Below are 23,237 nucleotides of genomic sequence, written 5' to 3'. Positions count from 1 at the left end.
AAGCCAAGAACGATCACTTTAACACACTGATTATAAAAAGGCAAAAAAGTTAGGCACTATAGGAAAGCTGTAGGCATAATCAGGAATCCGTCACTGCGCTATCATATAGATTGTCTATCAGTCGTGTATCCCACCGACTAAAATGATAATGACGTGTTTCGGTTGGTTAGAATTAAATATAAAAAACCTGAATTAAGTTCAGGACGATCACGATAGCCCGCAGTTCATACGATCGAAAATATAAATAGATAAAAACTGTAATTCCAACTTATACACCAAAATTATATACCATTTCACTATCCATTACGAATTTGACATAGAATCAGTCAACAATCAACAATTCTATCTTCCATTCATTCTATCCTTAAATTTAAAAAAGCTAAATTTGCACTTTCAAAAAAAAAGCATGATTCATTTCTTCCTTAGTCAATCGCAGGCGGTTTTTGTATTACAAACAGACAAAACGCTCACTACCAATGATATTACTAAACTTGAATGGTTATTTGGCGATGCCAAAATCACTACAGAAACAGCTTTAAGCGGTTTCTTTGTAGGGCCAAGAGCAGCAATGATTACGCCCTGGAGTACCAATGCGGTAGAGATTACCCAGAATATGGACATACAGGGGATTATCAGGATTGAAGAATTTGCCAAGGTGGTTCAGGATTTTTCTGATTACGACCCGATGCTTGCTCAAAAATATGAAATACTTGATCAGGATGTTTATACCATCAACATTAAACCTGAACCCATATTAGAAATCACTGATATTGCGGCTTACAACAAGCAGGAAGGCTTATCTTTAAGTGATGAAGAGGTTGATTATTTAAATACACTCGCCAATAACCTAGGAAGACCTTTAACGGATTCAGAAGTTTTCGGTTTCTCTCAGGTGAATTCGGAACACTGTCGCCATAAAATTTTCAATGGTACTTTTGTAATTGATGGTGTGGAGCAACCAACCTCTCTTTTTAAACTCATCCGTAAAACATCAGAAGCACATCCAAACGATATCGTTTCTGCCTATAAAGATAATGTGGCTTTTATTAAAGGCCCAACAGTTCAGCAATTCGCACCTAAACGTGCCGATATTCCTGATTATTATACTACAAGTGATTTCGATTCTGTAATCTCACTGAAAGCAGAAACCCATAATTTTCCTACCACTGTAGAACCTTTTAATGGTGCTGCAACCGGTTCGGGTGGAGAAATCAGAGACAGATTAGCCGGCGGACAAGGGTCTTTACCCTTAGCTGGAACGGCTGTTTACATGACAGCGCTTTCTCGTTTAGAAGAAAATCGCCCTTGGGAAAAAGGTGTTGAAGAAAGAGCATGGCTCTACCAAACCCCAATGGATATCCTGATCAAAGCATCAAACGGTGCCACTGATTTTGGAAATAAGTTCGGTCAGCCATTAATTACCGGATCCGTTTTAACTTTTGAACATGAGGAGAAATCCAGGAAGTTAGGTTTCGATAAAGTAATTATGCTTGCCGGTGGTATCGGTTACGGAAAAGCAAGTCAGGCACAAAAACTTAAACCGCAGGAAGGCGATAACATCGTAATTCTGGGTGGTGAAAATTATAGAATAGGAATGGGTGGTGCTGCAGTTTCATCTGCAGACACAGGTCAACATGGATCTGGTATTGAATTAAATGCCATCCAAAGATCTAACCCGGAAATGCAGAAGCGTGCTGCAAATGCCGTTCGTGGAATGGTAGAAAGCGAACACAACTCCATTATATCTATCCACGATCATGGTGCTGGTGGTCACTTAAACTGTTTGTCAGAATTGGTGGAAGAAACTGGTGGTTTAATCAATCTCGATAAATTGCCTGTTGGCGATCCTACCCTATCTGCAAAAGAAATTATTGGTAACGAATCTCAGGAGCGAATGGGCTTAGTGATTGGCAATGAACACATCGAAACCTTACAAAAAATTGCCGACCGTGAACGTTCACCAATGTACACCGTTGGAAAAGTAACCGGCGATCATCGTTTTACTTTCAAATCTGAAACATCTGGCATTAAACCAATGGATCTGGAGTTGAAAGACATGTTTGGCAGTTCTCCAAAAATTGTGATGGATGATCAGACTATTGATCGTAAATATGATGCCATCACCTATGATCAATCCGAATTGAATACCTATTTAGAGCAGGTTTTACAATTAGAAGCAGTAGCGTCTAAAGATTGGTTAACCAATAAGGTTGACCGTTGTGTAGGTGGCCGCGTGGCTAAACAACAAACCGCCGGACCATTACAATTGCCTTTAAATAACTGTGGGGTAATGGCTTTAGATTTCCAGGGTAAAGAAGGTGTAGCTACCTCTGTTGGGCACGCACCCCTATCTGCATTGATCGATCCTGCGGCTGGTAGCAGAAATGCAATTGCAGAATCTTTATCAAACATTGTATGGGCACCTTTGAAAGATGGTTTAAAAAGCGTTTCGCTTTCTGCCAACTGGATGTGGGCCTGTAAAAATGAAGGTGAAGATGCCCGCCTTTATGCTGCAGTTAAAGCTTGTTCTGAGTTTGCAATTGATTTAGGAATCAATATCCCAACGGGAAAAGATTCGTTATCCATGAAGCAAAAATATAAGGATGGCGATGTAATTGCTCCGGGAACCGTGATTATTTCCGCTGGCGGTAACTGCGATGATATTACGAAAGTTGTAGAACCAGTGCTTCAAAAAGATGGTGGAGCGATCTATTATATCAACCTTTCTAATGATGATTATAAGTTAGGTGGTTCATCTTTCGCCCAGATATTAAATAAAATCGGTACAGAAACACCCGATATTAAAAATGCGGAACAATTTAAAAAAGCATTTAATATCATTCAACAGCTAATTAAAGAAGGTAAAATCCAAGCCGGACATGATATAGGTAGCGGTGGTTTGATTACGACCTTACTGGAAATGTGTTTCGCAGATCGCGATTTAGGTGCATCTATAGATTTATCCGCTTTAGCTGAACAAGATATTATTAAATTATTATTCGCCGAAAACATTGCTTTGGTTTTCCAGGCAGATGCTTCAGTTGAAGATACATTAACCTCAAACGGGGTAGCTTTCTATAAAATTGGCACTGTCAACTCATCAGCTTCGCTGGATATTAAAAATGCCGGAACTGATTTCAGTTTTGACATTGATCATTTACGTGATGTTTGGTTTAAAACTTCTTACTTGTTGGATAGTAAACAAACTGGTAATGGTTTGGCAAAAGAACGCTATGACAATTATAAAAACCACGTTCTGAAATATAGCTTTCCATTGCAATTTGACGGAAAGAAACCCATAATTGATGCATCTAAACCACGTCCGAAGGCGGCAATTATCCGCGAAAAAGGCAGTAACTCCGAACGCGAATTGGCAAATGCGATGTATTTGGCTGGTTTTGATGTGAAAGATGTACACATGACGGATTTAATCACCGGAAGGGAGACATTAGAAGACATTCAGTTTATTGGTGCCGTTGGTGGATTTTCCAATTCTGACGTTTTAGGATCCGCAAAAGGCTGGGCCGGTGCATTTTTATACAATGAAAAAGCAAGAGTTGCTTTAGAGAAGTTTTTTGCCCGTCCGGATACGCTATCGGTAGGGATCTGTAATGGTTGCCAGTTGTTTGTGGAATTGGGATTAATTAACAAAAACCACGAAGACAAACCAAAAATGCTGCACAATAAGAGCGGTAAACACGAAAGTATTTTCACTTCATTAACACTACAGGAAAACAATTCAGTCATGTTGTCTACACTAGCAGGAAGCACCTTAGGGGTTTGGGTATCGCATGGCGAAGGAAGGTTCTCCTTGCCTTATGCAGAAGATCAATATCAAATTGTAGCCAAATACGCTTACGAAACATATCCGGCTAGTCCGAATGGTTCAGATTATAACACCGCAATGATGTGTGATGAAAGTGGTCGCCATTTGGTAATGATGCCACATATTGAACGCTCGTTATTCCAATGGCATTGGGCAAATTATCCCGCAGGTAGAAAAGATGAAGTTTCACCATGGATTGAGGCATTTGTAAATGCGAGAAAGTGGATAGAGGGAAAAGGTTAGCAGGTTAGTCACTCCGTTATTGAATGAGAAGAGCCAATTGGCTAGCTACTCATCTGATGTGATGACTAAGGGTAAATTTTATACAATGAAAGGCTTGAGCAAAAACTCAAGCCTTTTGTCTTTTGCTAAACGCTGGCTCCTATTCTCAAAGAAAAATTAATTAAAAAATAAAACTAATTATTTAGTTAGTATATTTAACTAAATAATTAGTTAATATGATTAAGATATCAATTCTATGTATTGCCATATTCTTATTGATGGGCAATGCGAAGGCGCAGCTGATCGGAAATATTCCAGGTATTGCAGATTCAAGTTGGACCCTTCAGGGTAACGATCTGTCCCCTATTGTTATTAGTGCCGACAAATCTGGAAATTTCAAGCTTAGTTTAAAAGATTTAGTTCCTGGAATCTATGAATTCGGCAAAGTTGGGCTAATTTATCTGGAACCTGACTATAAACTCAATATCAGCGAACAGGAAAAGAACTATCAGTTTTCCGGAGATGGAAAAATTGAAAACGATGCGTTGCGGAATATGAATAGCAGACTTAACCAGTTTTTAGGCAATCCGGGCTACGGCCTCTGGCATCGATACCTTTTAACTGAACCAACAGTTTTCATCCCCATGCTAAATAGCTATGTCGAAAAGTCAATCGAAGCAGCGAATAAATCAAATAATGAATCTTTTAAAGCATTTATTAAACACGAAAGTGAATTAGACAAACGCTACTGCTTATATATTTATAATCGATTTTATGGCTTAGATTCTACTAAAATGGCGGCTTTGAGAGAGATATTAGCGATTCCTAAGGCAGATAGAAAAAAGAATTACAGTGAAAGACTCACAACTGCCTATCAGGGGCAGTTTTCAAAAAAGCTAAGCGCTGCAGAAAAAGATGCGATCGAAAAAAGCATTTATCAGGATTTAGATATGAACAATGATATGCTTTACCGAAATAGTAAATACTACAAAGATCTCCTCGCTTCGAAAATAGATTACCTTACTTACGGCAAAAAATATGATAAAGTCAGGGATTCAATTCAAAATGATGACAAACTTAAACTGATCATTTTAGACTCATTGATTAATAACACCTATATAAGAACACGGCTTGCCTATCGCTTTACCCTTAATGCAATAAAAAAAGCAAAAAATCCAGAAGATGTAAGCAAGGTCTATCAATCCTTTCTAAATATGGCCGCGGATGAGCCACAGAAGGCTGCAATTACAAAAGCTTATCAAAATTTATCTGCAACGTTATCCAATAAATCAGCTCCAGATTTTAAGTACGAAAACTCAAAAGGCCAGTTGGTTAGCCTGAAAGATTTCAAAGGAAACTATGTCTACATTGATATTTGGGCTACCTGGTGTGGACCGTGTATTGCAGAAATTCCCTCACTAAAAAATTTAGAAAAAAGTTTTGAGGGTAAAAAAATCAAGTTCGTAAGTATTTCAGTTGATGTCTCTGTTCACAAACAAAAATGGGCTAACTTCGTAAAAAAAAATAATTTGGGTGGGGTTCAATTAATGGCTGATAAGGATTTTAATTCTGAATTTATCAAAACGTTTGGCGTAACCACAATTCCCAGGTTCATCTTAATTGATCCGGATGGAAAAATAATTGACAATAATGCTAAACGACCTTCAGACGAAAAGTTAGCAACGCAACTGAATACATTTAAAATGTGATGTAAAACGGTTGCGAGAAAGGCTATCTGTTAGCTATAAAAACAAAGGCTTGAGCAAAAACTCAAGCCTTTTGTTTACATCCAACCTCACTATTCCTATTCTATTCTGAGCATTAATAAATACGGGTTTGCTTTATTTTCAACATTCGTAATCAAGTTTAGAAAAACGGTCAACCAATTAGCGCGGTACGTTCCTTTACTCTTTCCGCTTTAGCCTTTCTACTTCAGCCTTTTCGCTTTGGTCTTTTAGCTTTCCGCTTTAGTCTTTCTGCTTTGGTCTTTAACCTTTCCGCTTTAGTCTTTCCACTTTAGTCTTTCCGCTTTAACTACATCAAATTAAAATTAATCGGCATATTATACCTTACCCGAACAGCCTTGCCCTTATTTCTACCCGGCTTCCAGAGCGGAGATTTTTTAATCACCTTCATGGCTTCCTCATCACAACCGAAGCCAATTCCCCTTAGTACCTTAACATCGGTAATGGAGCCATCTACTTCAACTACAAAACTTACAAATACCTTTCCCTTAACGCCTTCTTCCTGTGCTTGCGATGGATAACGTAAATTACGTTCCATATATTTGGTAAAGGCCTTCATTCCCCCAGCAAATTCCGGATATTCATCTACGCCCATGCCCTCAATAATCGCATTCGGATCGCCGCCTTCACTCTCTTTCGTTAAACCATCCCCATTGCCGGTTGTCAATGGACTATTAATAACCAGGTTTGGTTTTATTTCACCTTCCTGAGTTTTGTCACTGATAACTGCATCCTGCATATCCTTAATGCTTGGCGGTTCCGGAAGCTCTTTTTTATCCACCACTACGATGTTGGAAGCAACAGCTATTGTTTTCACTTTCACAGGATCTGATTTTACGGGCTCACTTTTTTTCTCCGGTTCAACCTTTTTCATCTCATGAATCACGTTATCCAGCTCAATAACCTTAGGAGGGACAGCAATTTCCACTATACCCGGAAACATTTTGCTATAGGCGAGTGGTGCGAAGCCAGCGAACAAAAATAAGCCTGCAGATATGAGCAGGGATTTAGTCATAATTTTAGAAGATTTTGACCTCAGCTCGTAAGCGCCATAAGTTTTGTTGCGGTCTGCAAATACAAGATCGAGCCACTCGGTTTTGTACACGTTGATTGATGAATTAAACATAGTTTTAGAGTTTTAAGCATGATGTAGCAAAATCATCAATTCCATAAAACATTCAAAAAATCTGCTTTCCTTATCAAAAATGAAATTTTCTATCTCAAAAACATTTTTTTATTTCATTTTCAATAAAATTGATATATTTCTTACGATTGTTTTATAAAAATTAATAAAATATCCTATTTTTGACAAAAAACATAACAAATTAATGAAAAGCTTAAGAACCATCGCATTAAAAGAGGCTCAAAACAGAATTTCACCAGAAGTTAAATCACCATCAGCAAAAATTTCTGACTTTTTTGGCGCTAATGTATTTGATAAGAAAAAAATGAGAGATTTCTTATCTAAAGACGTGTATGAAAAATTAATCTCCTCTATCAACCAGGGTGAGCTAATTAATTCTGACGACGCTAACCAGATTGCTACAGCAATGAAAGCATGGGCTATGAGCGCTGGTGCAACGCACTACACGCATTGGTTCCAGCCTCTAACAGGTACAACAGCAGAAAAACACGATTCATTTTTTGAGCCAAGCGGCGACGGTGCGATCGAGAAATTTGCTGGTAGCGCATTAGTTCAACAAGAGCCAGATGCATCGAGTTTCCCTAACGGCGGTATTCGTAATACTTTCGAAGCTCGTGGTTACACGGCATGGGATCCATCTTCTCCTGCTTTCATTATGGAAAGCAAAGCTGGAAAAACACTTTGTATTCCAACAGTTTTTGTATCCTACACGGGTGAGGCACTAGATTATAAAGCACCATTATTAAAAGCGTTAGCTGCACTTGATAAAGCTGCTGTTGACGTTTGTCAATACTTCGATAAGAGCATCACGAAAGTAAATGCATCTTTAGGTATTGAACAAGAATATTTCTTAGTAGATGAGTCGTTATTTAACGCCCGTCCTGATTTATTATTAACTGGCCGCGCTTTATTCGGACACATGTCTGCAAAAGGCCAGCAGTTAGAAGATCATTATTTCGGATCAATTCCAGAACGTGTTTTCACTTACATGGTTGATTTCGAAAATGAAGCTTTAAAATTAGGTATTCCATTAAAAACCCGCCACAACGAGGTTGCTCCATCTCAATTTGAATGTGCGCCTATTTACGAAGAAATCAACTTAGCCATCGATCACAATCAATTGTTGATGGATTTGATGGAAAAAGTTGCTCGTCGTCACCATTTCCGCGTATTATTGCACGAGAAACCATATGCCGGCATTAATGGTTCTGGTAAACACAATAACTGGTCATTAATTACCGATACAGGCAAAAATTTATTAGCACCGGGTAAAACGCCTAAAAACAACTTAATGTTCCTTGCTTTCTTTGTAAACACCATCAAAGCCGTTAGCGAACATGCAGATTTATTACGTGCAAGTATTGCATCAGTAAGTAATGATCACCGTTTAGGTGCTAATGAAGCGCCACCTGCAATCATTTCTATCTTCCTTGGTTCTCAATTGAACGATGTGTTAGATGAAATCGAGCACTCACGCATTAGCAAGAAAATTAAAGAAGACAACGCGCTTTGGTTAGGTATTCCTAAAATTCCACAAATTTTATTGGATAATACAGACCGTAACCGTACCTCTCCTTTCGCCTTTACAGGGAACAAATTTGAGTTAAGAGCAGTTGGTTCTTCAGCTAACTCTTCAGCACCAATGACGATCTTAAATGCGATTATGGCAGAGCAATTGGTGAAATTTAAAGCTGAAGTTGATAAATTAATCAAAAAAGGTGATAAAAAAGATATCGCATTATTGACCGTTATCAAAAAATACATCAAAGAATCTAAATCAATTCGTTTTGAAGGTAACGGCTATAGCCAAGAGTGGGAAGATGAAGCTGCAGCACGTGGTTTATCAAACATCAAAACTACCCCTAAAGCTTTAGATGCTTACTTAACTGAAAAATCAGCAGATTTATTTGCTTCAACTAACATCTATAGCAAACGCGAAATTCATGCCCGTCATGAAATCATGTTAGAGAATTTCTACAAGAAATTACAGATTGAGGCACGTGTAATGGGCGAAGTTGCGAATACGGCAATTATTCCTGCTGCTATTGCTTATCAAAACTCATTAATCGAAAATGTAAAAGGATTAAAAGAGCTTGGTATCGAAAGCAAATCTTCTCTTGAGATTGTGAAGAAATTATCTGAGCATTTAGACATCGTTAAATCTAATATCGATGCGATGTTGGAAGAACGTAAAGTAACCAACAAAATTGAAGATACTCGTGAGAAAGCAATTGCTTACGATGAGAAAGTTAAATCTTACTTCGACATCATCCGTTATCATGCAGATAAACTGGAGCAAATTGTTGATGACAGCGTTTGGCCTTTACCAAAATTCAGAGAATTGTTATTCATGAAATAGATTTTAAGCCGTAAGGTTTAGGGTATAGGGCGTAAGGTTTACTTTACGCCCTTTTTTTGTAGCTGGTATTTTAAAGATATGAGGATGATCAGATCAAGATGGCTGATTATAGATTGCATTAGCGCAGTGTTAAAGACTCTTTTATTATTGTAATGTTATCAAGCGCCTAGTTCATTTTCGTGCTCATTTAAACGCCAAAATGTTCATATCATTTCCTACTCCCTATTTCCAATTTTCCTATTTCAAATCCCCTCCTTTCTTTTTCCAATTCTCCATTTCCCACTTATTTATTTCCCTTCAAAACTTCTAACTTCGGTCTTCTCACTCCCGACTTTTTCTACTATCTTTGCGCCAACATGAGTGATAACAGGTACAATCAACGCGGCGTTTCCGCTTCTAAAGAAGATGTGCATAATGCCATCAAAAATATCGACAAAGGAATTTTCCCTAAAGCATTTTGCAAAATCATTCCTGATATTTTAAGCGGTGATGAAGATTACTGTAACATTATGCATGCAGATGGAGCAGGTACAAAATCTTCCCTGGCTTATGTTTATTGGAAAGAAACCGGTGATATCTCCATCTGGAAAGGTATTGCTCAAGATGCCATCATCATGAATATTGATGATTTGATTTGCGTTGGTGCTACCGACAATATCCTGCTCTCCTCAACAATAGGACGTAACAAAAATTTAATCCCTGGTGAAGTAATTGCTGCAGTAATAAACGGAACAGAAGAAATTCTGGCCGATCTCCGCGAGCAGGGAATTTCTATCTATTCAACGGGTGGTGAAACTGCTGATGTTGGTGATTTGGTAAGAACTATTATTGTAGATTCTACGGTAACCTGCCGCATGAAACGTGATGAGGTGATCAGCAATGACAATATTAAACCTGGTGATGTAATTGTGGCTTTGGCTTCTTACGGACAAGCCACATACGAAACAGAATACAATGGTGGAATGGGTTCTAACGGACTTACTTCTGCTCGTCATGATGTTTTCGAGAAATCAGTGGCAAACCAGTATCCTGAAAGTTTTGATCCGGCTGTACCTTTTGATTTGGTTTTTTCTGGTCAGAAGCAACTAACAGACGAAGTTGAAGTAGAGGGCTTTGGTAAAATCACTGCTGGAAAACTGGTGTTATCACCTACCCGAACTTATGCGCCAGTAATCAAGAAAATATTAGCAAGCTACCGTGATCAAATTAACGGGATTGTTCATTGCAGTGGAGGTGCACAAACTAAAGTATTGCACTTCATCAATGACGATATCCATGTCATTAAAGATAATTTGTTTCCTGTCCCGCCCCTATTTAAATTAATTCAGGAAGAATCAGGAACAGATTGGAAAGAGATGTATAAGGTTTTCAATATGGGCCATAGAATGGAGCTTTATGTGCCGCATGAGATTGCAGAAAGTATTATTGAAATTTCAAAAAGCTTTAACATAGATGCACAAATTATTGGCCGTGTAGAAAAAGGGAACCAGAAGCAGGTTACTATTGAAAGCGAAAAAGGGATCTTTATCTATAATTAAATGGCTTAGAATAAATAATGGCCTTTTAAAGATTGAATAAAAATTGTCGAATCAGTAACAACATAAATAATTCGATGTTCAGCCGTTATTCGTCTTGACCATTTACCTGTTAGTTCATATTTTAAAGTTTCAGGTTTGCCAATACCTTCATGTGGATTTTCTAATATAGCGTCCAAGAGTTTAACAATTCTATTTTGAACAGATTTATTACCTGATTTTTGCCAAAATTTTAAATCGTCTTGCGCTTGTTGGGTATATTCTATTTCCATAAATCTTTTACAGGTATCTTTTTGGTCTGCCCCTGCTTAATTTCTTCATCAGCCTTTTTAATCTTGGCTACAAATTCGGGATTGTAGGGGCTTTTTTCAATTTTTTCATCCATAATCTTAACTCCCAATTCTTTAAGTAATTGTTTAACTAAAGTTGCTTTCTTATCCGGTATCTGTATCGTTGCAATTGTCATGATGTTGAGTTTTATACAAATATATCCATATATATGGATATATGGATTAAAATTATGTTTGGTTCTGATTAGCAACTAATTTACGATCATAGAGATTTGCGTTACTTTTAAAATAGCCTTAGTGATTCCAGAAAATATTATTGAAATTTCAAAAAGCTTTAATATAGATGCACAAATTATTGGCCGTGTAGAAAAAGGGAACCAGAAGCAGTTACTATTGAAAGCGAAAAGGGAACTTTCGTATATAACTAAGTATTATGATTTTTTGAAATAAGGGGCTTTGAATTCGATTGTAAAGCCCTTTTGTTTTGTAATGTTTACTACCAATTGTAATATTTACAAAGCATGAAATACAATTGGAGGCAGATTAATATCTTCGCAGCATGAAAAGAATAACTATTGCGTTCATGTTGATTGGCAGCGCTTTCCTCTTTGGCTCCTGGGGATTTTTCGGACATAAAACGGTGGCTACCATTGCAGAAAATCATCTGACTCCAGAGGCTAAAACAGCAATCAAAGTGCTTTTAGGTACCGAAAGCTTAGTTGATGTGGCATCATGGGCGGATGAAGTTCGGAACCAACCAGAATATAAAAGCACTGCTGGCTGGCACTTTGTAAATCTACCTGTAGGTTTAAGCAGGGGTCAGTTTAAGGATTCTATCCAGGCGATAAAAAACGAAAATCTCTTAACGGCATTGGCATTAAATGAATCCATTATCAAAGATTCCGCCGCAACGAAAGCTCAGAAAATTGTCGCGCTTAAGTTTATCGTTCACCTTGTTGGAGATGCACATCAACCGATGCATGTCAGCAGGGCTGAAGACAAAGGCGGGAATACCATCCAGGTGCAGTTTGATGGAAAGGGAACCAACCTGCACTCACTTTGGGATAGTCGCTTGTTAGACCACCAGGGGCTGAGTATTTTGCAACTTTCAGAAAAAAATGATGTTGGAAAATCAAAAACCAGGAAATGGCAAAGGGCCACTCCTATAGATTGGTTGTTTGAAAGCTACAAAATCAGTTCAAAACTTTATGAAGAAGTGGCACAAAATAATAAGTTAGATGAAGCCTATTATCAATCGCACATTGGCATTGTGAATAAGAGAATAGAAATGGGTGGGATTCGCTTAGCAGGGCTATTGAATGAATTGTTTAAGAATGGGGTAACTTATCAATAATCACTGACGCTATTTTAACCCTAAAAAGCTTCCAAGTGGAAGCTTTTAGGGTTATTCCCGTTCCACAAACTTATGGAAGGTGCTTTCATCGCCATTTGCTTTTTTTTCCTGATAAAGAAAATCTAGTTTATGCTTATCAAAAGCTTTGAAGAAGGTGTCCCAATCAGTTTCCTTTAATTCAGAACTGCTATCACTATTTTTTGGAAAGTGTATTCTTAAGATTCCTCCACCCTTACCGTCTGCGGTATCTTCCACTACTGATGGTACCCCATCATGTTTTTCTACCCATGCTTTTATAGTGGCATGGTCGTGCGTTTGTTTCGAAGTGCTCATTGTAATTTAATTATTGGTTCTAAATAGGTTAACTATAATTAAATCAATTTTTGGGAGAAATAGTTTTGAGTGTTAACTAAAAAAGCCTCCGATTTTCATCGGAGGCTTTGATATTTGTTGTGAATTAAGTATTAGTTAAAGTTATAACGAACACCAAATTGCATGTAATAGGTTGAAGCAGTAGTTCTGGTCACACCAAAGGTCTCTCTAACAACCGCATTGCTGATTGGGTTAAGTCTGAACGTTGGCGTTGTATTTCCACCAATCGTTGGTGTATTTTGAGGTGCTAAAAGAGAAGTACTGTTATTAAAGTTCACATTACCCCATTTACGATTTAGTAAATTACCAAAGTTGAAAATATCAGCTATGAACTGGAATGAATTTTTACTTCCACCTACATTTCTAAACACTTCTTGTACTAATCTTAAATCGAACTGATTTCTCCATGGCAATACTGCACCATTACGCTCAGCAAATTTTCCTTTGTTTTCTCGAAGATATTTGTCTTGTTCTATGTAAGAAAAGAAAATATCACTTTGCTGCTGTGGAGTATAAGTTACACCTCCAGTAACCAAATTACCAGAGAAGGTAATTTCAGATGGGTTAGCTGGAATGTACATTAGATCATTTCCTGATATTCCATCTCTGTTAAAATCACCATTGTAAGTATATGAGAATCTTCCTTGATTTGCACCTTCATAAAAAACGGACAGCGTAGTCGCTAAGTTTTTTAAGTATTCTTTTCTATATGAAAACGAAGCTACAATACGATCAGGATTCAGGTTACTTGAATAGCTTAAGCTCGGTACATTTGGATTACCTGAAGTAGCAGGAATAGAGAATAAATTTAACAATTGATCACCACCCTGGTCTCCATAGTTTTTTTGTTCACTTTTTGTATAGGCAATCATAGCAGATATACCATTACTAAATTGTTTTGTCAACTGTGCTGTTGCCATCCAATTATAGCCACCTTTAGCATTTGTCATCACAATAGTATTGAATGCATTTGCATTATTAGTACCATTCTGAACAGGCAAGCCAGCACTATTAATAGGGTTTATATATTTGCTTGTATTTGCTGACGGGTAAAAAGGTCTTGTATCAGGATAATTGTTGATTCTGATTGTCGGATCTACAAGATTGACATTCTTAGCAACAGCAACATTTAAATCTTTTCCATAAATTCCTTCAACGGTAGCAACTATACCGCCAGGAAGCTTGAAATCGAAGGCCAAACTAGATTTCCATGTTTGAGGAAATTTCAAATCTGGAGACATAGCACTTACACCTGAAGATGGAAGAGAACTTCCAGCTGGCGGAGCTGTTGTTGATAATTGAGGAGCAATAGAAGGGCTAAATAAAGGAGCGTCGTTACCAACATAGCTTTGTGTATATTGGATTAATCCAGCATCACCCGATTGAGAAACGATCCATACGAATGGAATACGACCAGTAAAAATACCCGTACCACCTCGAACCTGGAATGAGCGATCTCCTACTACATCCCAGTTAAATCCAAATCTTGGTGAATAAGAAATTCTGTTTTCAGGCAAAACACCTGTATCCACTCTTCTACCTTCAGCAAAAGTTAAACCAGCAACCAATGGATGGGTTCTTACTTCATCTGCATCAGGGTATCTTTGTTGTTCAACACGTAGCCCTGCTGTTAATTTTAAACGGTCTGAAACTGTAAATTCGTCTTGAATATAAGCTGAATACTGAGCAAATTTAAAACTAGGAAAAGCTTGTGAACCATCTGCAGTTAAAGGATAGGTTACTGTATATTGAGCTGGACGTTGATTATTTATAAAGTCATTCCAAGTTCTAAATGTATAAAATCCAGTTCCAAAACGTTGAAATCCGTTTTTAGTAGTACTATTTTCTAACTGAGCGCCTAAAGTGATGTTATGTTTACCTAAAGATGCGGTAAGTTCATCGCTAATAGTGTAACTTTTTACATCTCGAAGGTTACCGTATGTAAATGGTTCGTAACCAAAGGTTGTCAAAACTCTTCCCAAATTATTTGTTCCTGTAGGTGATCCATCAAGAATATCTACTAAAGGAAATGGGGAACTATCACTTGTACGTGGATCATTTTGATGAGAATAAGTTCCACGTAATGTGTTCGTAAATTTGCTTCCAAAAGACGAATTCAATTCAGCAACAGCAGAATATAAGTTAGCTGCCTGATAATAATTTGAATTAGCGAAAGGCAAACCAGCATCACGGGCTGTACCACTAGCCCTAACATTTGCATAGGCGTAATTTGTTACGCTACCAATAGGAGAACCACTAGTCGATGTACTTGCTGATGCAGGAGACTTACTTTCTACCTGATTATACCTAATACTGAAATTATGATTTTTTGTAATATTCCAATCCAACCGGGCAAACATTTTTTCATTCTCACTTTTTTGAGAATAACCCTGATATGGCCCTGTTGCATAACCATATCTATTCAAAAGATAAGAACTTACATCATTCAAAAATGTTTCAGATGCTGGCACTACATTTGGAAAATCTACGCTGTAAGGTGTAGACGCATTTGCGGCAATACGCTGGGTTCCTGGAGAAGTAGTAATTTTTTTTTCATAATTAACGAAAAAGAATAATTTATCCTTTACAATGGGTCCACCTAAACTGAAACCGTAATTTTTTTCATCAAGTGGCTGTACAGTTGGAAGCCTGTATGTATCTCCGATTCTTCTGCCTTGCTGATCATCTCCTCTCATCGTGTAAAATGCATTTCCGGAAAACTTATTAGTTCCCGAACGCGTAACAGCCGATATAGAACCACCTGTAAATCCAGTCTGACGAACATCAAACGGCGTTACATTTACGGAAATCTGTTCAAGAGCGTCGATTGAAATCGGAGAACCACCTGCAGGAATGTTTTGACCAATACCAAACTGGTTATTGAAGTTAGCACCATCAACTGTAAAATTGTTAGATCTATAGTTACCACCACCGATAGCGCCATTTGGTCCACCACCTTGTGGCGTTAAACGAGTCAAATCATTTACACTTCGCGTAATAGTTGGCAGAGTTTGGATTTGTTGTTTTCCAATAACTGTTGAAGATCCATTTTTATTTGAATTCAAGATTGAATTAGCGCTTTGACCTACGACTTTCACTTCAGCTAATGTAGAACTGTTATCAGCTAAAATTATATTCAGGGCATAGGGTTCACCTAATTTCAAATAAATTTCAGATTGCTTCTGTGGATTATAACCTACAAAACTGATTTCAATTGTATAAGGCCCGCCTACACGCATACCTCCTATTGTAAATCTTCCATCACCATTTGTTGATACTGAATAAACTGTTCCTGTAGGTGTGTGTGTTGCTTTAACACTAGCTCCAGGCAAGGCGCCTTTTGCATCTTTGATTGTTCCTGTCATTGAGGAAGTAGTTACCTGTGCAATTGCACTGAAAGATAAACCTACGATGGCAACAATAACGAATACTAATCTTAAAAGTAAAGATTTCTTCATACTTTGTTTTCTAAATGTTGTTTGTTGTTGAATAATAATTAGGGGAATTATATTGCTGCAAATGTATGGATTAAAATTTAACACATTTTAACATCCAATGTTAATTTTACGTTAACAATCCCAAAACTTTTCAACAATTTGGATCTATTTTTAATATGATAACTTTCAGTTTATCAAAGGATTGGTCAAACAACTAAATATTTACCAAAAAAATGAATTAAAATTTCAAAATAATGTAGTAAATCCTAAATAAAACTGCTAGTTCACTAATTAACGCTTGTTAACGAGTGCAATTTTAAAGGATTTCAATGTACGATTACTGCATCAATAATAATTTTATGTATTTTATCATAAAAAGTGGAAAATGTAAGACGTTCTGACATGATTGATATTAATTTATCAGCGTAAGCAAATTTTCTATGATGATTTTGGCGAGTAACCAAATAATATAATTCCTGGCATTTGCCCCCTAAACAACCACCAGCATAAATTTTGTCGTTTTTACATCAGTATCGAAATAATCACCGTATCAATTAACATTTTTTTTTTAGTTTTGGCTTTGCTGAAAAGTTATAAGCACTCAGCAGATGTAATGTCGAAACAATAAATGCAGAGACGAGATTAATCTGCTCCTGGCAGAGACTCCTTCACCAGAAGATTACAGGAATAAGGAAAAAACATTTAAAAGCAAATCTCTTTATAATAGATATGAACCATCCATAATTAAATCGTAATCAGTCTAAAAAAAAACGATGTTTTAATTATGGTAAGCTCCATCTGACAGATATAAAAAAACAAAAAGAAACAGATGAATTACGATGTTATTGTTTTAGGCAGCGGCCCGGGTGGCTATGTAGCTGCGATCAGAGCTTCTCAATTAGGACTCAAAGTTGCTATTGTGGAGCGCGAATCTCTTGGTGGTATTTGTTTAAACTGGGGTTGTATCCCTACAAAGGCCCTTTTAAAAAGTGCTCAGGTATTTGAATATATCAATCATGCGGCAGAATACGGCATCACTACCGCCGAAGCTACAGCAGATTTTGCAGCAGTTGTAAAACGCAGTCGCGGTGTTGCTGATGGCATGAGTAAAGGTGTTCAGTTTCTGATGAAGAAAAACAAGATCGATGTGATCATGGGCATTGGTAAATTGAAACCAGGCAACAAATTAGAAGTAAAAGGTGCTGATGGTTCTCAAAAAGAATTGACCGCTAAAGATATCATCATTGCTACAGGTGCACGCTCAAGAGAGCTTCCGAACTTGAAGCAAGATGGCAAAAAAATCATCGGCTATCGCCAGGCAATGGTTCTTCCAGAGCAACCAAAAAGTATGGTAGTAGTAGGTTCTGGTGCAATTGGCGTTGAATTCGCTTATTTCTACGCCACAATGGGAACGAAAGTAACCATCGTTGAGTTTATGGATAACGTTGTTCCGGTAGAGGATGAGGATGTTTCTAAACAATTGCTGCGCAGCTTGAAAAAAGTGGGTATCGACGTCATGACTTCAGCAAGTGTTGAGGCTGTTGATACTGCAGGTGCTGGCTGTAAAGTCTCAGTAAAAACGGCTTCGGGCATGCAAACCATCGAAGCTGATATCGTTTTATCCGCAGCCGGTATTGTAGCGAATATCGAAAACATCGGTCTGGAAGAAACAGGCATTAAAACCGAAAAAGGCAAAATTGTTACAGATGAGTTCTATAACACTTCAGTAAAAGGTTATTATGCCATTGGTGATGTAGTAAGCGGACAAGCGCTTGCTCACGTAGCTTCTGCAGAAGGTATTATTTGTGTAGAAAAAATCGCAGGTCAACATGCTGAACCTTTAGACTATAACAATATTCCGGGATGTACGTATTGCACACCTGAAATTGCTTCAGTTGGTTATACAGAAAAAGCAGCAAAAGCAGCTGGTTACGAACTAAAAATTGGTAAGTTCCCGTTCTCTGCTTCGGGTAAGGCGAGTGCTGCCGGTGCAAAAGATGGTTTCGTGAAATTAATCTTCGATGCTAAATACGGCGAATTATTAGGTGCTCACATGATCGGTGCAAATGTTACGGAAATGATTGCCGAAATAGTGGTTGCACGTAAATTGGAAACCACCGGACATGAAATGATTAAATCGGTACATCCTCACCCAACCATGAGCGAAGCCATTATGGAAGCTGCCGCTGACGCCTACGGAGAAGTAATCCACTTGTAGTTTTTAGTCATTAGTCATTAGTCATTAGTCATTAGTCATTAGTGAAAACACGAAAACCCTTTAGTTAGTTCTAAAGGGTTTTTGTATTTTTAAAACTTGATAGTCAGCTTGCATCTCGATACTTGCTACTTTATACTTGCTACTTTATACTTGCTACTTTATACTTGCTACTTAATACTTAATACCCGATACCATAACTTAATACTTGCTACTCATTACTTAACACTACCACATGAAACTCCACACCATAAACACCGGACTTTTTAAATTAGATGGCGGCGCAATGTTTGGCGTTGTTCCGAAGGCGATCTGGCAAAAAACCAATCCTGCTGATGCAAACAATTTATGTACCTGGGCCATGCGGTGCCTGCTGATTGAAGATGGAAACAAACTTATTTTAGTAGATACGGGAATTGGAAACAAGCAGGATGAAAAATTTTTCAGTCATTATTACCTTCATGGTGATGATTCTATGGAGAAATCTTTAGGCAGCCTGGGCTTTAGTTTAGCAGATATTACTGATGTTTTCCTCACCCATTTACACTTTGATCATGTTGGTGGTGCGGTAGTAAGAAACGAAGATAAATTATCGCCAGCCTTTAAAAATGCCACCTATTGGAGCAATAAAAAGCATTGGCAATGGGCAGTTGAGCCAAACGCAAGAGAAAAAGCTTCATTCTTGAAAGAAAATATATTACCTATTCACGAAAGCGGACAGCTTAAATTTATAGAAGAAACAGAGAATATAGAATGGCAAAAGGACATCAATATTAGTTTTGCATATGGCCATACAGATGCCATGATGTTGCCAAAAATCAGGTATAAAGGCAAAACACTAGTCTATATGGCCGATCTTCTACCCTCTGTGGGTCATTTACCTATCCCTTATGTAATGGCTTACGATATGTTTCCACTCAAAACCTTAACAGAAAAACAGGCATTTTTAGAAGAGGCAGTTGACCAGGGATATATCCTCTATCTGGAACACGATCCGGTTAACGAATGCTGCACGCTGCAAAGAACTGAGAAAGGGATTCGCGTTGGGGAAACTTTTAATCTGATTGATTTATAAATGATTCGTAGCGCAAAGCCCTCTGATTCGCAATTTGCCGTTCCACTGATCATCCAGGCAATGGGTGAATTGGCTGCAAAATTTGCAAATTCAAATGATCCTACTATCATCTTTAACTTATTTGAACACTTTTTCAAGCAAAAAGAGAATCAGTACAGTTATCAGAATACACTGGTGTTTACTGCTGATAAAGAGATTTTAGGTACTATAAATGCTTATGATGGTGGCATGCTGCTTTCACTAAGAAATAATTTCATTGATTATTTAAGTGATCATCATCCTCTTAAAAATTTCTATCCTGAACCAGAAACTCAACAAGGGGAATTTTACCTGGATACCATCAGCGTTCATCCGAAAGCACAGGGAAAAGGAATAGGCAAGGCATTAATCAAAGCTGGAATTAACTGGGGAGAACAACTTGGGCACCGTAACATTGGGTTATTGGTAGATCAAAATAATAAAAGGGCTTTGAAACTCTACGAAAAGTCGGGCTTTATTATCAAAAATGAAAAAACCTTTACGGGTGGTGAATATTACCACATGGTTTATACCATCATATAACCTGATTTTGTTTTTAAGTTTGATCAAGGTACTAATCTTAACCATCAATGATCTTGTGGTTGAGTAAAGCTTACTCAACCACGAGACCAGTAAATATTTTAAGATAAGTGTTGAACCACTTTTACTTCCGTAAATACATCCGAAAAGTGAGTAAAGGTAGCATTAGCCGTTTTGATGGCTAGATCCTCATCAGCTGGAGTTTTCGCTTCAGCATTTAATACTGCTATAAATTTTCCCCACATCTGCCCAGTTTCGGCACCATACCCGGAAAAGAATGATACCCCTTTAGTTATGCCACCCTTGGCAAGCATTTGTACAATAATACTCCCACCCATAATTGATCCTTCCATTACATATAGTGCAGCCAATGCCTCCATGGTGTTTGAAAGCTGAGGAACAGTAGTTGAGGGTAAATGGTCTATCGTAAATCCCAATTCCTCAATATCACTTTTTAGATAAGCAGCATTTCGGCGCTCCGCATAATCTGGTAATACCTGGGTATTGATATAAGGCTTTATTTCTTGCTCCAAATGACTAAAATAAGCATAGAAATGTAGCAGTAAATCTGCATAATCAGCATCACTCCTAACGGCCTTTAGTTTTTTAACCACCTTAACCTCTAATTGTTGATGGGCAACTTTTGTTGCCTCTTTAATATTTGTACTTAGCATAATTTATATTGATTATAATTTTGATTTGAGTTTGTATTAATCTTTGTACAATCTGTACGTAAGTCCGGCAAGAATTACCCTACCTGGCTGCCCGGGCATTAACCGATCGGTATAATCCAGCATATTGTCTGCTGTGAGCCTAATACTGAGATGCTGTTTTAAAATTCTCTTCTCGAAGGCAGCATTCAGTGTAAAAAAACCATTTACGAAAGTATCATAACGATCAATAAACTGATTGCCATTTCGATCCCCAAATGGGTATTTCCCCCTATAATTCACCCTGAAATTGATGCTGGCATCCCAGGGTCGATAGGTATAAAAGGCCTTGATGTTCAGCATATGCCTGGATCGGTTTTCTATCCCCCAATAATCTGCCGTGCCGGGCTGAAAAGACTGGCCCGTTGCCGGATTATGGATGTTCTGATTATATGGCCAGTTTCCAGTTTTAATGCTATCAATCACGCTGAGGTCTTTTGCAATCAAGTATTGATAACCTGCCCCGATTTCGAGATCTTTAAACAGACTAATAGATAAGGATACATCAATTCCTTTATTTACGGCTTTAGGCAGATTTTGATAAGTAAAAATATTTCTGTTGCCGCTGCCTGTGGCCACTTGTATGCTGTTAATCTGATTCCGCAGCTGATGATGAAAAACCCCGGCCTCCACTTTTATATTGGGTTTAGGTTTCCATTCCAAACTTAAATTAACGGAAGTACTCCGCTCAGCCTTTAAATTACGATCCAGCTGATTGAGCAGATATTGCCTGATCTCGCTGATTTCGCCCTCTTGCTGCAACTGATTTAGGGTTTGCCGTAACACCTCATTACCGATAACCAGATAATTGGCAGCTGGATTATAAAAAACCAGGTACCTCGATTTAAAATCTGGCGCTTTAAAACCCGTACCTGCACCTGCTTTAAAAATAAGCGTAGGGATCACCCGATATTGCAATCCTAAACTTGGGTTAATTTTATTTCCATAAGCATTGGTATAATCATAACGCAGTCCGCCGACTAAACCAATTTTAGGATTGATTTGCCAATCGCCCTGGAAAAAAGCAAAGGCGGTATAAACGGTTCCCGGGTTGGTTAATGCAGCATCATTCATGCGTTCCAAACTTCCACCCAGGCCACTTGTGAATTTTAAGTTCTCATTTAAATTGTAGGCAAACTGCTGTTCGAAACGGTGTAGATTTTGAGTGAAAACATCTTCGGTTATCCTCGCATTGCTTTGTTGCCAGTTCACACTTTGATCTGACCGGAAATTGGTAAAGTAATAGCGACTCATGCTCCTTAAACCCGAACTAAAACGATAATCGAAGGTGCTGGCCATATTGAGGTCTTGTTCGTCCTGACTATCGCCTGAAACAATACCCAATCCAAAATCCTTACTCATGAAAGATTTTCGCAAACCATAACGTCCACTAATTCCGATGGTGCACCGAGGTGTTAAACGATAGCGCACCCGCCCCTGCAGGGCATAATTATCGTAAGGTGGCGCAGTTGTACCCAGCTGGATATATTTTGGATTAGTATTATAACCATCAGTACGGTAATAATTGGCTGATATATTTGCTGATCCTCTTTGCGAGGCAAATGGTGTTTCTCCTTCTAAAGTGACATCGGCGATATTTAAACTTCCATATTGCAGTGATGCCGAAGCCTGAGGTTGTAATGCCCCATAACGGGTAATGATATTGATTGCACCACCTAAAGCTTCGCTGCCATACCAACATGATGATGCCCCTTTTATAATTTCAATCCGTTCAATATTGGAAACACTAATTCTGGAGAGATCAAAATTTCCACTATTCCGCCCTACCATAGGTTGTCCGTCAATCAGAATCATGATGTATTCACTGCTAAATCCCTGCAGCTGTACCCCTACTGATCTGGCTCCGCCACCAATATTATTTACAATGGCAATGCCTGTTTGTTCTTTTAGTACTTCATCCAAACGGCGGCTCCCCATCAACTCAATGGTTTTTCGCGTAATCACCGTTACGGGCATCGCACTCCGTTCTGCCTGCAGCAGATTATCAGGAGGCAGGTTGCTACCTGTAACGGCTACCTCATTCAGGTTTTCGGTTTTAGCGGTTAACTTAACCTGAAAGTTTGTAGTTTCTTTATTTTTTATTGCTATAGTTTGCGTGTAATTCCCATAGCCGATCATCGTAACCGTTACTCGGTATTCGCCAGCATAAATCTGATTAAAATTAAATTTGCCCTTGCCATCTGTTTCCGTGGCATGTCCATCTGGTTCCAGGCGAATAGTTGCGCCCGGCAATGTTTTACCATTTATATCTTTTACTTCTCCCGTAATGCTGCCACGATCCTGTGCAGAGATGTAGCTCGTTAACATCACTAATAGAAAAAATATAATTGATTTTTTTAACATGTATTGTTTATTATTAAATCCAAATCTCACA

At 38.1% G+C, this 23,237-nt stretch carries 15 protein-coding genes; 8 read left to right on the top strand and 7 right to left on the bottom strand.

The genetic code is table 11. The features are described from left to right. Positions 1-406: 406 nt before the first annotated feature. On the top strand, positions 407-4,069 hold the full coding sequence (purL, locus tag SOM16_RS19045) for a phosphoribosylformylglycinamidine synthase (protein ID WP_414692275.1): 3,663 nt from the start codon (positions 407-409) through the stop codon (positions 4,067-4,069). Between the two features lie 215 nt (positions 4,070-4,284). Further along, complete coding sequence (locus SOM16_RS19040) at positions 4,285-5,757, top strand: TlpA family protein disulfide reductase (protein WP_320465586.1); 1,473 nt, start codon at positions 4,285-4,287, stop codon at positions 5,755-5,757. A gap of 325 nt (positions 5,758-6,082) precedes the next feature. Here SOM16_RS19040 and SOM16_RS19035 read toward each other — a convergent pair whose 3' ends face one another. Continuing rightward, positions 6,083-6,919 (bottom strand): energy transducer TonB, encoded by an 837-nt coding sequence (locus tag SOM16_RS19035; protein WP_320465585.1) that lies wholly within the window; start codon positions 6,917-6,919, stop codon positions 6,083-6,085. A gap of 202 nt (positions 6,920-7,121) precedes the next feature. Here SOM16_RS19035 and SOM16_RS19030 point away from each other — a divergent pair, with 202 nt between their 5' ends. Then, positions 7,122-9,296, top strand: coding sequence for a glutamine synthetase III (locus SOM16_RS19030; RefSeq protein WP_320465584.1), 2,175 nt, complete (start codon positions 7,122-7,124; stop codon positions 9,294-9,296). 356 nt (positions 9,297-9,652) lie between these two features. Continuing rightward, complete coding sequence (locus SOM16_RS19025; RefSeq protein WP_320465583.1) at positions 9,653-10,834, top strand: AIR synthase related protein; 1,182 nt, start codon at positions 9,653-9,655, stop codon at positions 10,832-10,834. 5 nt (positions 10,835-10,839) lie between these two features. On the opposite strand, the gene SOM16_RS19020 is transcribed toward SOM16_RS19025, so the two are convergent. Together SOM16_RS19020 and SOM16_RS19015 are read right to left on the bottom strand one after the other, a co-directional pair. Beyond that, a complete protein-coding gene (locus SOM16_RS19020; RefSeq protein ID WP_320465582.1) occupies positions 10,840-11,103 on the bottom strand; it encodes a Txe/YoeB family addiction module toxin in 264 nt (87 codons plus the stop codon). Continuing rightward, a complete protein-coding gene (locus SOM16_RS19015) occupies positions 11,094-11,297 on the bottom strand; it encodes a DUF2683 family protein (RefSeq protein ID WP_320465581.1) in 204 nt (67 codons plus the stop codon). Before SOM16_RS19015 ends, SOM16_RS19020 begins: the two co-directional genes overlap by 10 nt. Before the next feature lie 383 nt (positions 11,298-11,680). On the opposite strand from SOM16_RS19015, the gene SOM16_RS19010 reads away from it, so the two are divergent. Then, positions 11,681-12,475 carry a S1/P1 nuclease gene (locus tag SOM16_RS19010; RefSeq protein WP_320465580.1) on the top strand — a complete coding sequence of 265 codons (795 nt, stop codon included), beginning with the start codon at positions 11,681-11,683 and terminating at the stop codon, positions 12,473-12,475. Between the two features lie 51 nt (positions 12,476-12,526). On the opposite strand, the gene SOM16_RS19005 is transcribed toward SOM16_RS19010, so the two are convergent. Further along, positions 12,527-12,808, bottom strand: coding sequence for a hypothetical protein (locus tag SOM16_RS19005; RefSeq protein WP_320465579.1), 282 nt, complete (start codon positions 12,806-12,808; stop codon positions 12,527-12,529). Positions 12,809-12,939: 131 nt separating this feature from the next. Beyond that, complete coding sequence (locus SOM16_RS19000) at positions 12,940-16,305, bottom strand: TonB-dependent receptor (protein WP_320465578.1); 3,366 nt, start codon at positions 16,303-16,305, stop codon at positions 12,940-12,942. Between the two features lie 808 nt (positions 16,306-17,113). Here SOM16_RS19000 and lpdA point away from each other — a divergent pair. From lpdA to SOM16_RS18985, 3 genes are all read left to right on the top strand, one after another. After that, positions 17,114-18,502, top strand: a complete 1,389-nt coding sequence (gene lpdA / locus SOM16_RS18995) for a dihydrolipoyl dehydrogenase (RefSeq protein ID WP_320465577.1) — start codon at positions 17,114-17,116, stop codon at positions 18,500-18,502. 232 nt (positions 18,503-18,734) lie between these two features. Further along, on the top strand, positions 18,735-19,574 hold the full coding sequence (locus SOM16_RS18990) for an MBL fold metallo-hydrolase (RefSeq protein WP_320465576.1): 840 nt from the start codon (positions 18,735-18,737) through the stop codon (positions 19,572-19,574). Then, positions 19,575-20,135: a GNAT family N-acetyltransferase gene (locus SOM16_RS18985; protein ID WP_320465575.1), complete on the top strand. Its 561-nt coding sequence runs from the start codon at positions 19,575-19,577 to the stop codon at positions 20,133-20,135. A gap of 98 nt (positions 20,136-20,233) precedes the next feature. Here SOM16_RS18985 and SOM16_RS18980 read toward each other — a convergent pair whose 3' ends face one another. Beyond that, complete coding sequence (locus SOM16_RS18980; RefSeq protein ID WP_320465574.1) at positions 20,234-20,806, bottom strand: biliverdin-producing heme oxygenase; 573 nt, start codon at positions 20,804-20,806, stop codon at positions 20,234-20,236. Between the two features lie 36 nt (positions 20,807-20,842). Next, complete coding sequence (locus SOM16_RS18975; RefSeq protein ID WP_320465573.1) at positions 20,843-23,206, bottom strand: TonB-dependent receptor; 2,364 nt, start codon at positions 23,204-23,206, stop codon at positions 20,843-20,845. Positions 23,207-23,237: the final 31 nt, after the last annotated feature.

This window comes from Pedobacter sp. CFBP9032, from assembly GCF_034045265.1.
Classification (GTDB): Bacteria; Bacteroidota; Bacteroidia; order Sphingobacteriales; family Sphingobacteriaceae; genus Pedobacter.
The sequence above is the reverse complement of the archived record's forward strand: the minus strand, read 5'-3'. Positions and strand labels throughout refer to the sequence as shown.

What these genes read in the sequence shown, in the direction of transcription:
- purL (WP_414692275.1), top strand. Translation starts at nt 407, where the DNA reads ATGATTCATTTCTTCCTTAGTCAATCGCAGGCGGTTTTTGTATTACAA.
- SOM16_RS19005 (WP_320465579.1), bottom strand. Translation starts at nt 12,808, where the DNA reads ATGAGCACTTCGAAACAAACGCACGACCATGCCACTATAAAAGCATGG.
- lpdA (WP_320465577.1), top strand. Translation starts at nt 17,114, where the DNA reads ATGAATTACGATGTTATTGTTTTAGGCAGCGGCCCGGGTGGCTATGTA.
- SOM16_RS19020 (WP_320465582.1), bottom strand. Translation starts at nt 11,103, where the DNA reads ATGGAAATAGAATATACCCAACAAGCGCAAGACGATTTAAAATTTTGG.
- SOM16_RS19035 (WP_320465585.1), bottom strand. Translation starts at nt 6,919, where the DNA reads ATGTTTAATTCATCAATCAACGTGTACAAAACCGAGTGGCTCGATCTT.
- SOM16_RS19030 (WP_320465584.1), top strand. Translation starts at nt 7,122, where the DNA reads ATGAAAAGCTTAAGAACCATCGCATTAAAAGAGGCTCAAAACAGAATT.
- SOM16_RS18985 (WP_320465575.1), top strand. Translation starts at nt 19,575, where the DNA reads ATGATTCGTAGCGCAAAGCCCTCTGATTCGCAATTTGCCGTTCCACTG.
- SOM16_RS19025 (WP_320465583.1), top strand. Translation starts at nt 9,653, where the DNA reads ATGAGTGATAACAGGTACAATCAACGCGGCGTTTCCGCTTCTAAAGAA.
- SOM16_RS18990 (WP_320465576.1), top strand. Translation starts at nt 18,735, where the DNA reads ATGAAACTCCACACCATAAACACCGGACTTTTTAAATTAGATGGCGGC.
- SOM16_RS18980 (WP_320465574.1), bottom strand. Translation starts at nt 20,806, where the DNA reads ATGCTAAGTACAAATATTAAAGAGGCAACAAAAGTTGCCCATCAACAA.
- SOM16_RS19010 (WP_320465580.1), top strand. Translation starts at nt 11,681, where the DNA reads ATGAAAAGAATAACTATTGCGTTCATGTTGATTGGCAGCGCTTTCCTC.
- SOM16_RS19015 (WP_320465581.1), bottom strand. Translation starts at nt 11,297, where the DNA reads ATGACAATTGCAACGATACAGATACCGGATAAGAAAGCAACTTTAGTT.
- SOM16_RS18975 (WP_320465573.1), bottom strand. Translation starts at nt 23,206, where the DNA reads ATGTTAAAAAAATCAATTATATTTTTTCTATTAGTGATGTTAACGAGC.
- SOM16_RS19000 (WP_320465578.1), bottom strand. Translation starts at nt 16,305, where the DNA reads ATGAAGAAATCTTTACTTTTAAGATTAGTATTCGTTATTGTTGCCATC.
- SOM16_RS19040 (WP_320465586.1), top strand. Translation starts at nt 4,285, where the DNA reads ATGATTAAGATATCAATTCTATGTATTGCCATATTCTTATTGATGGGC.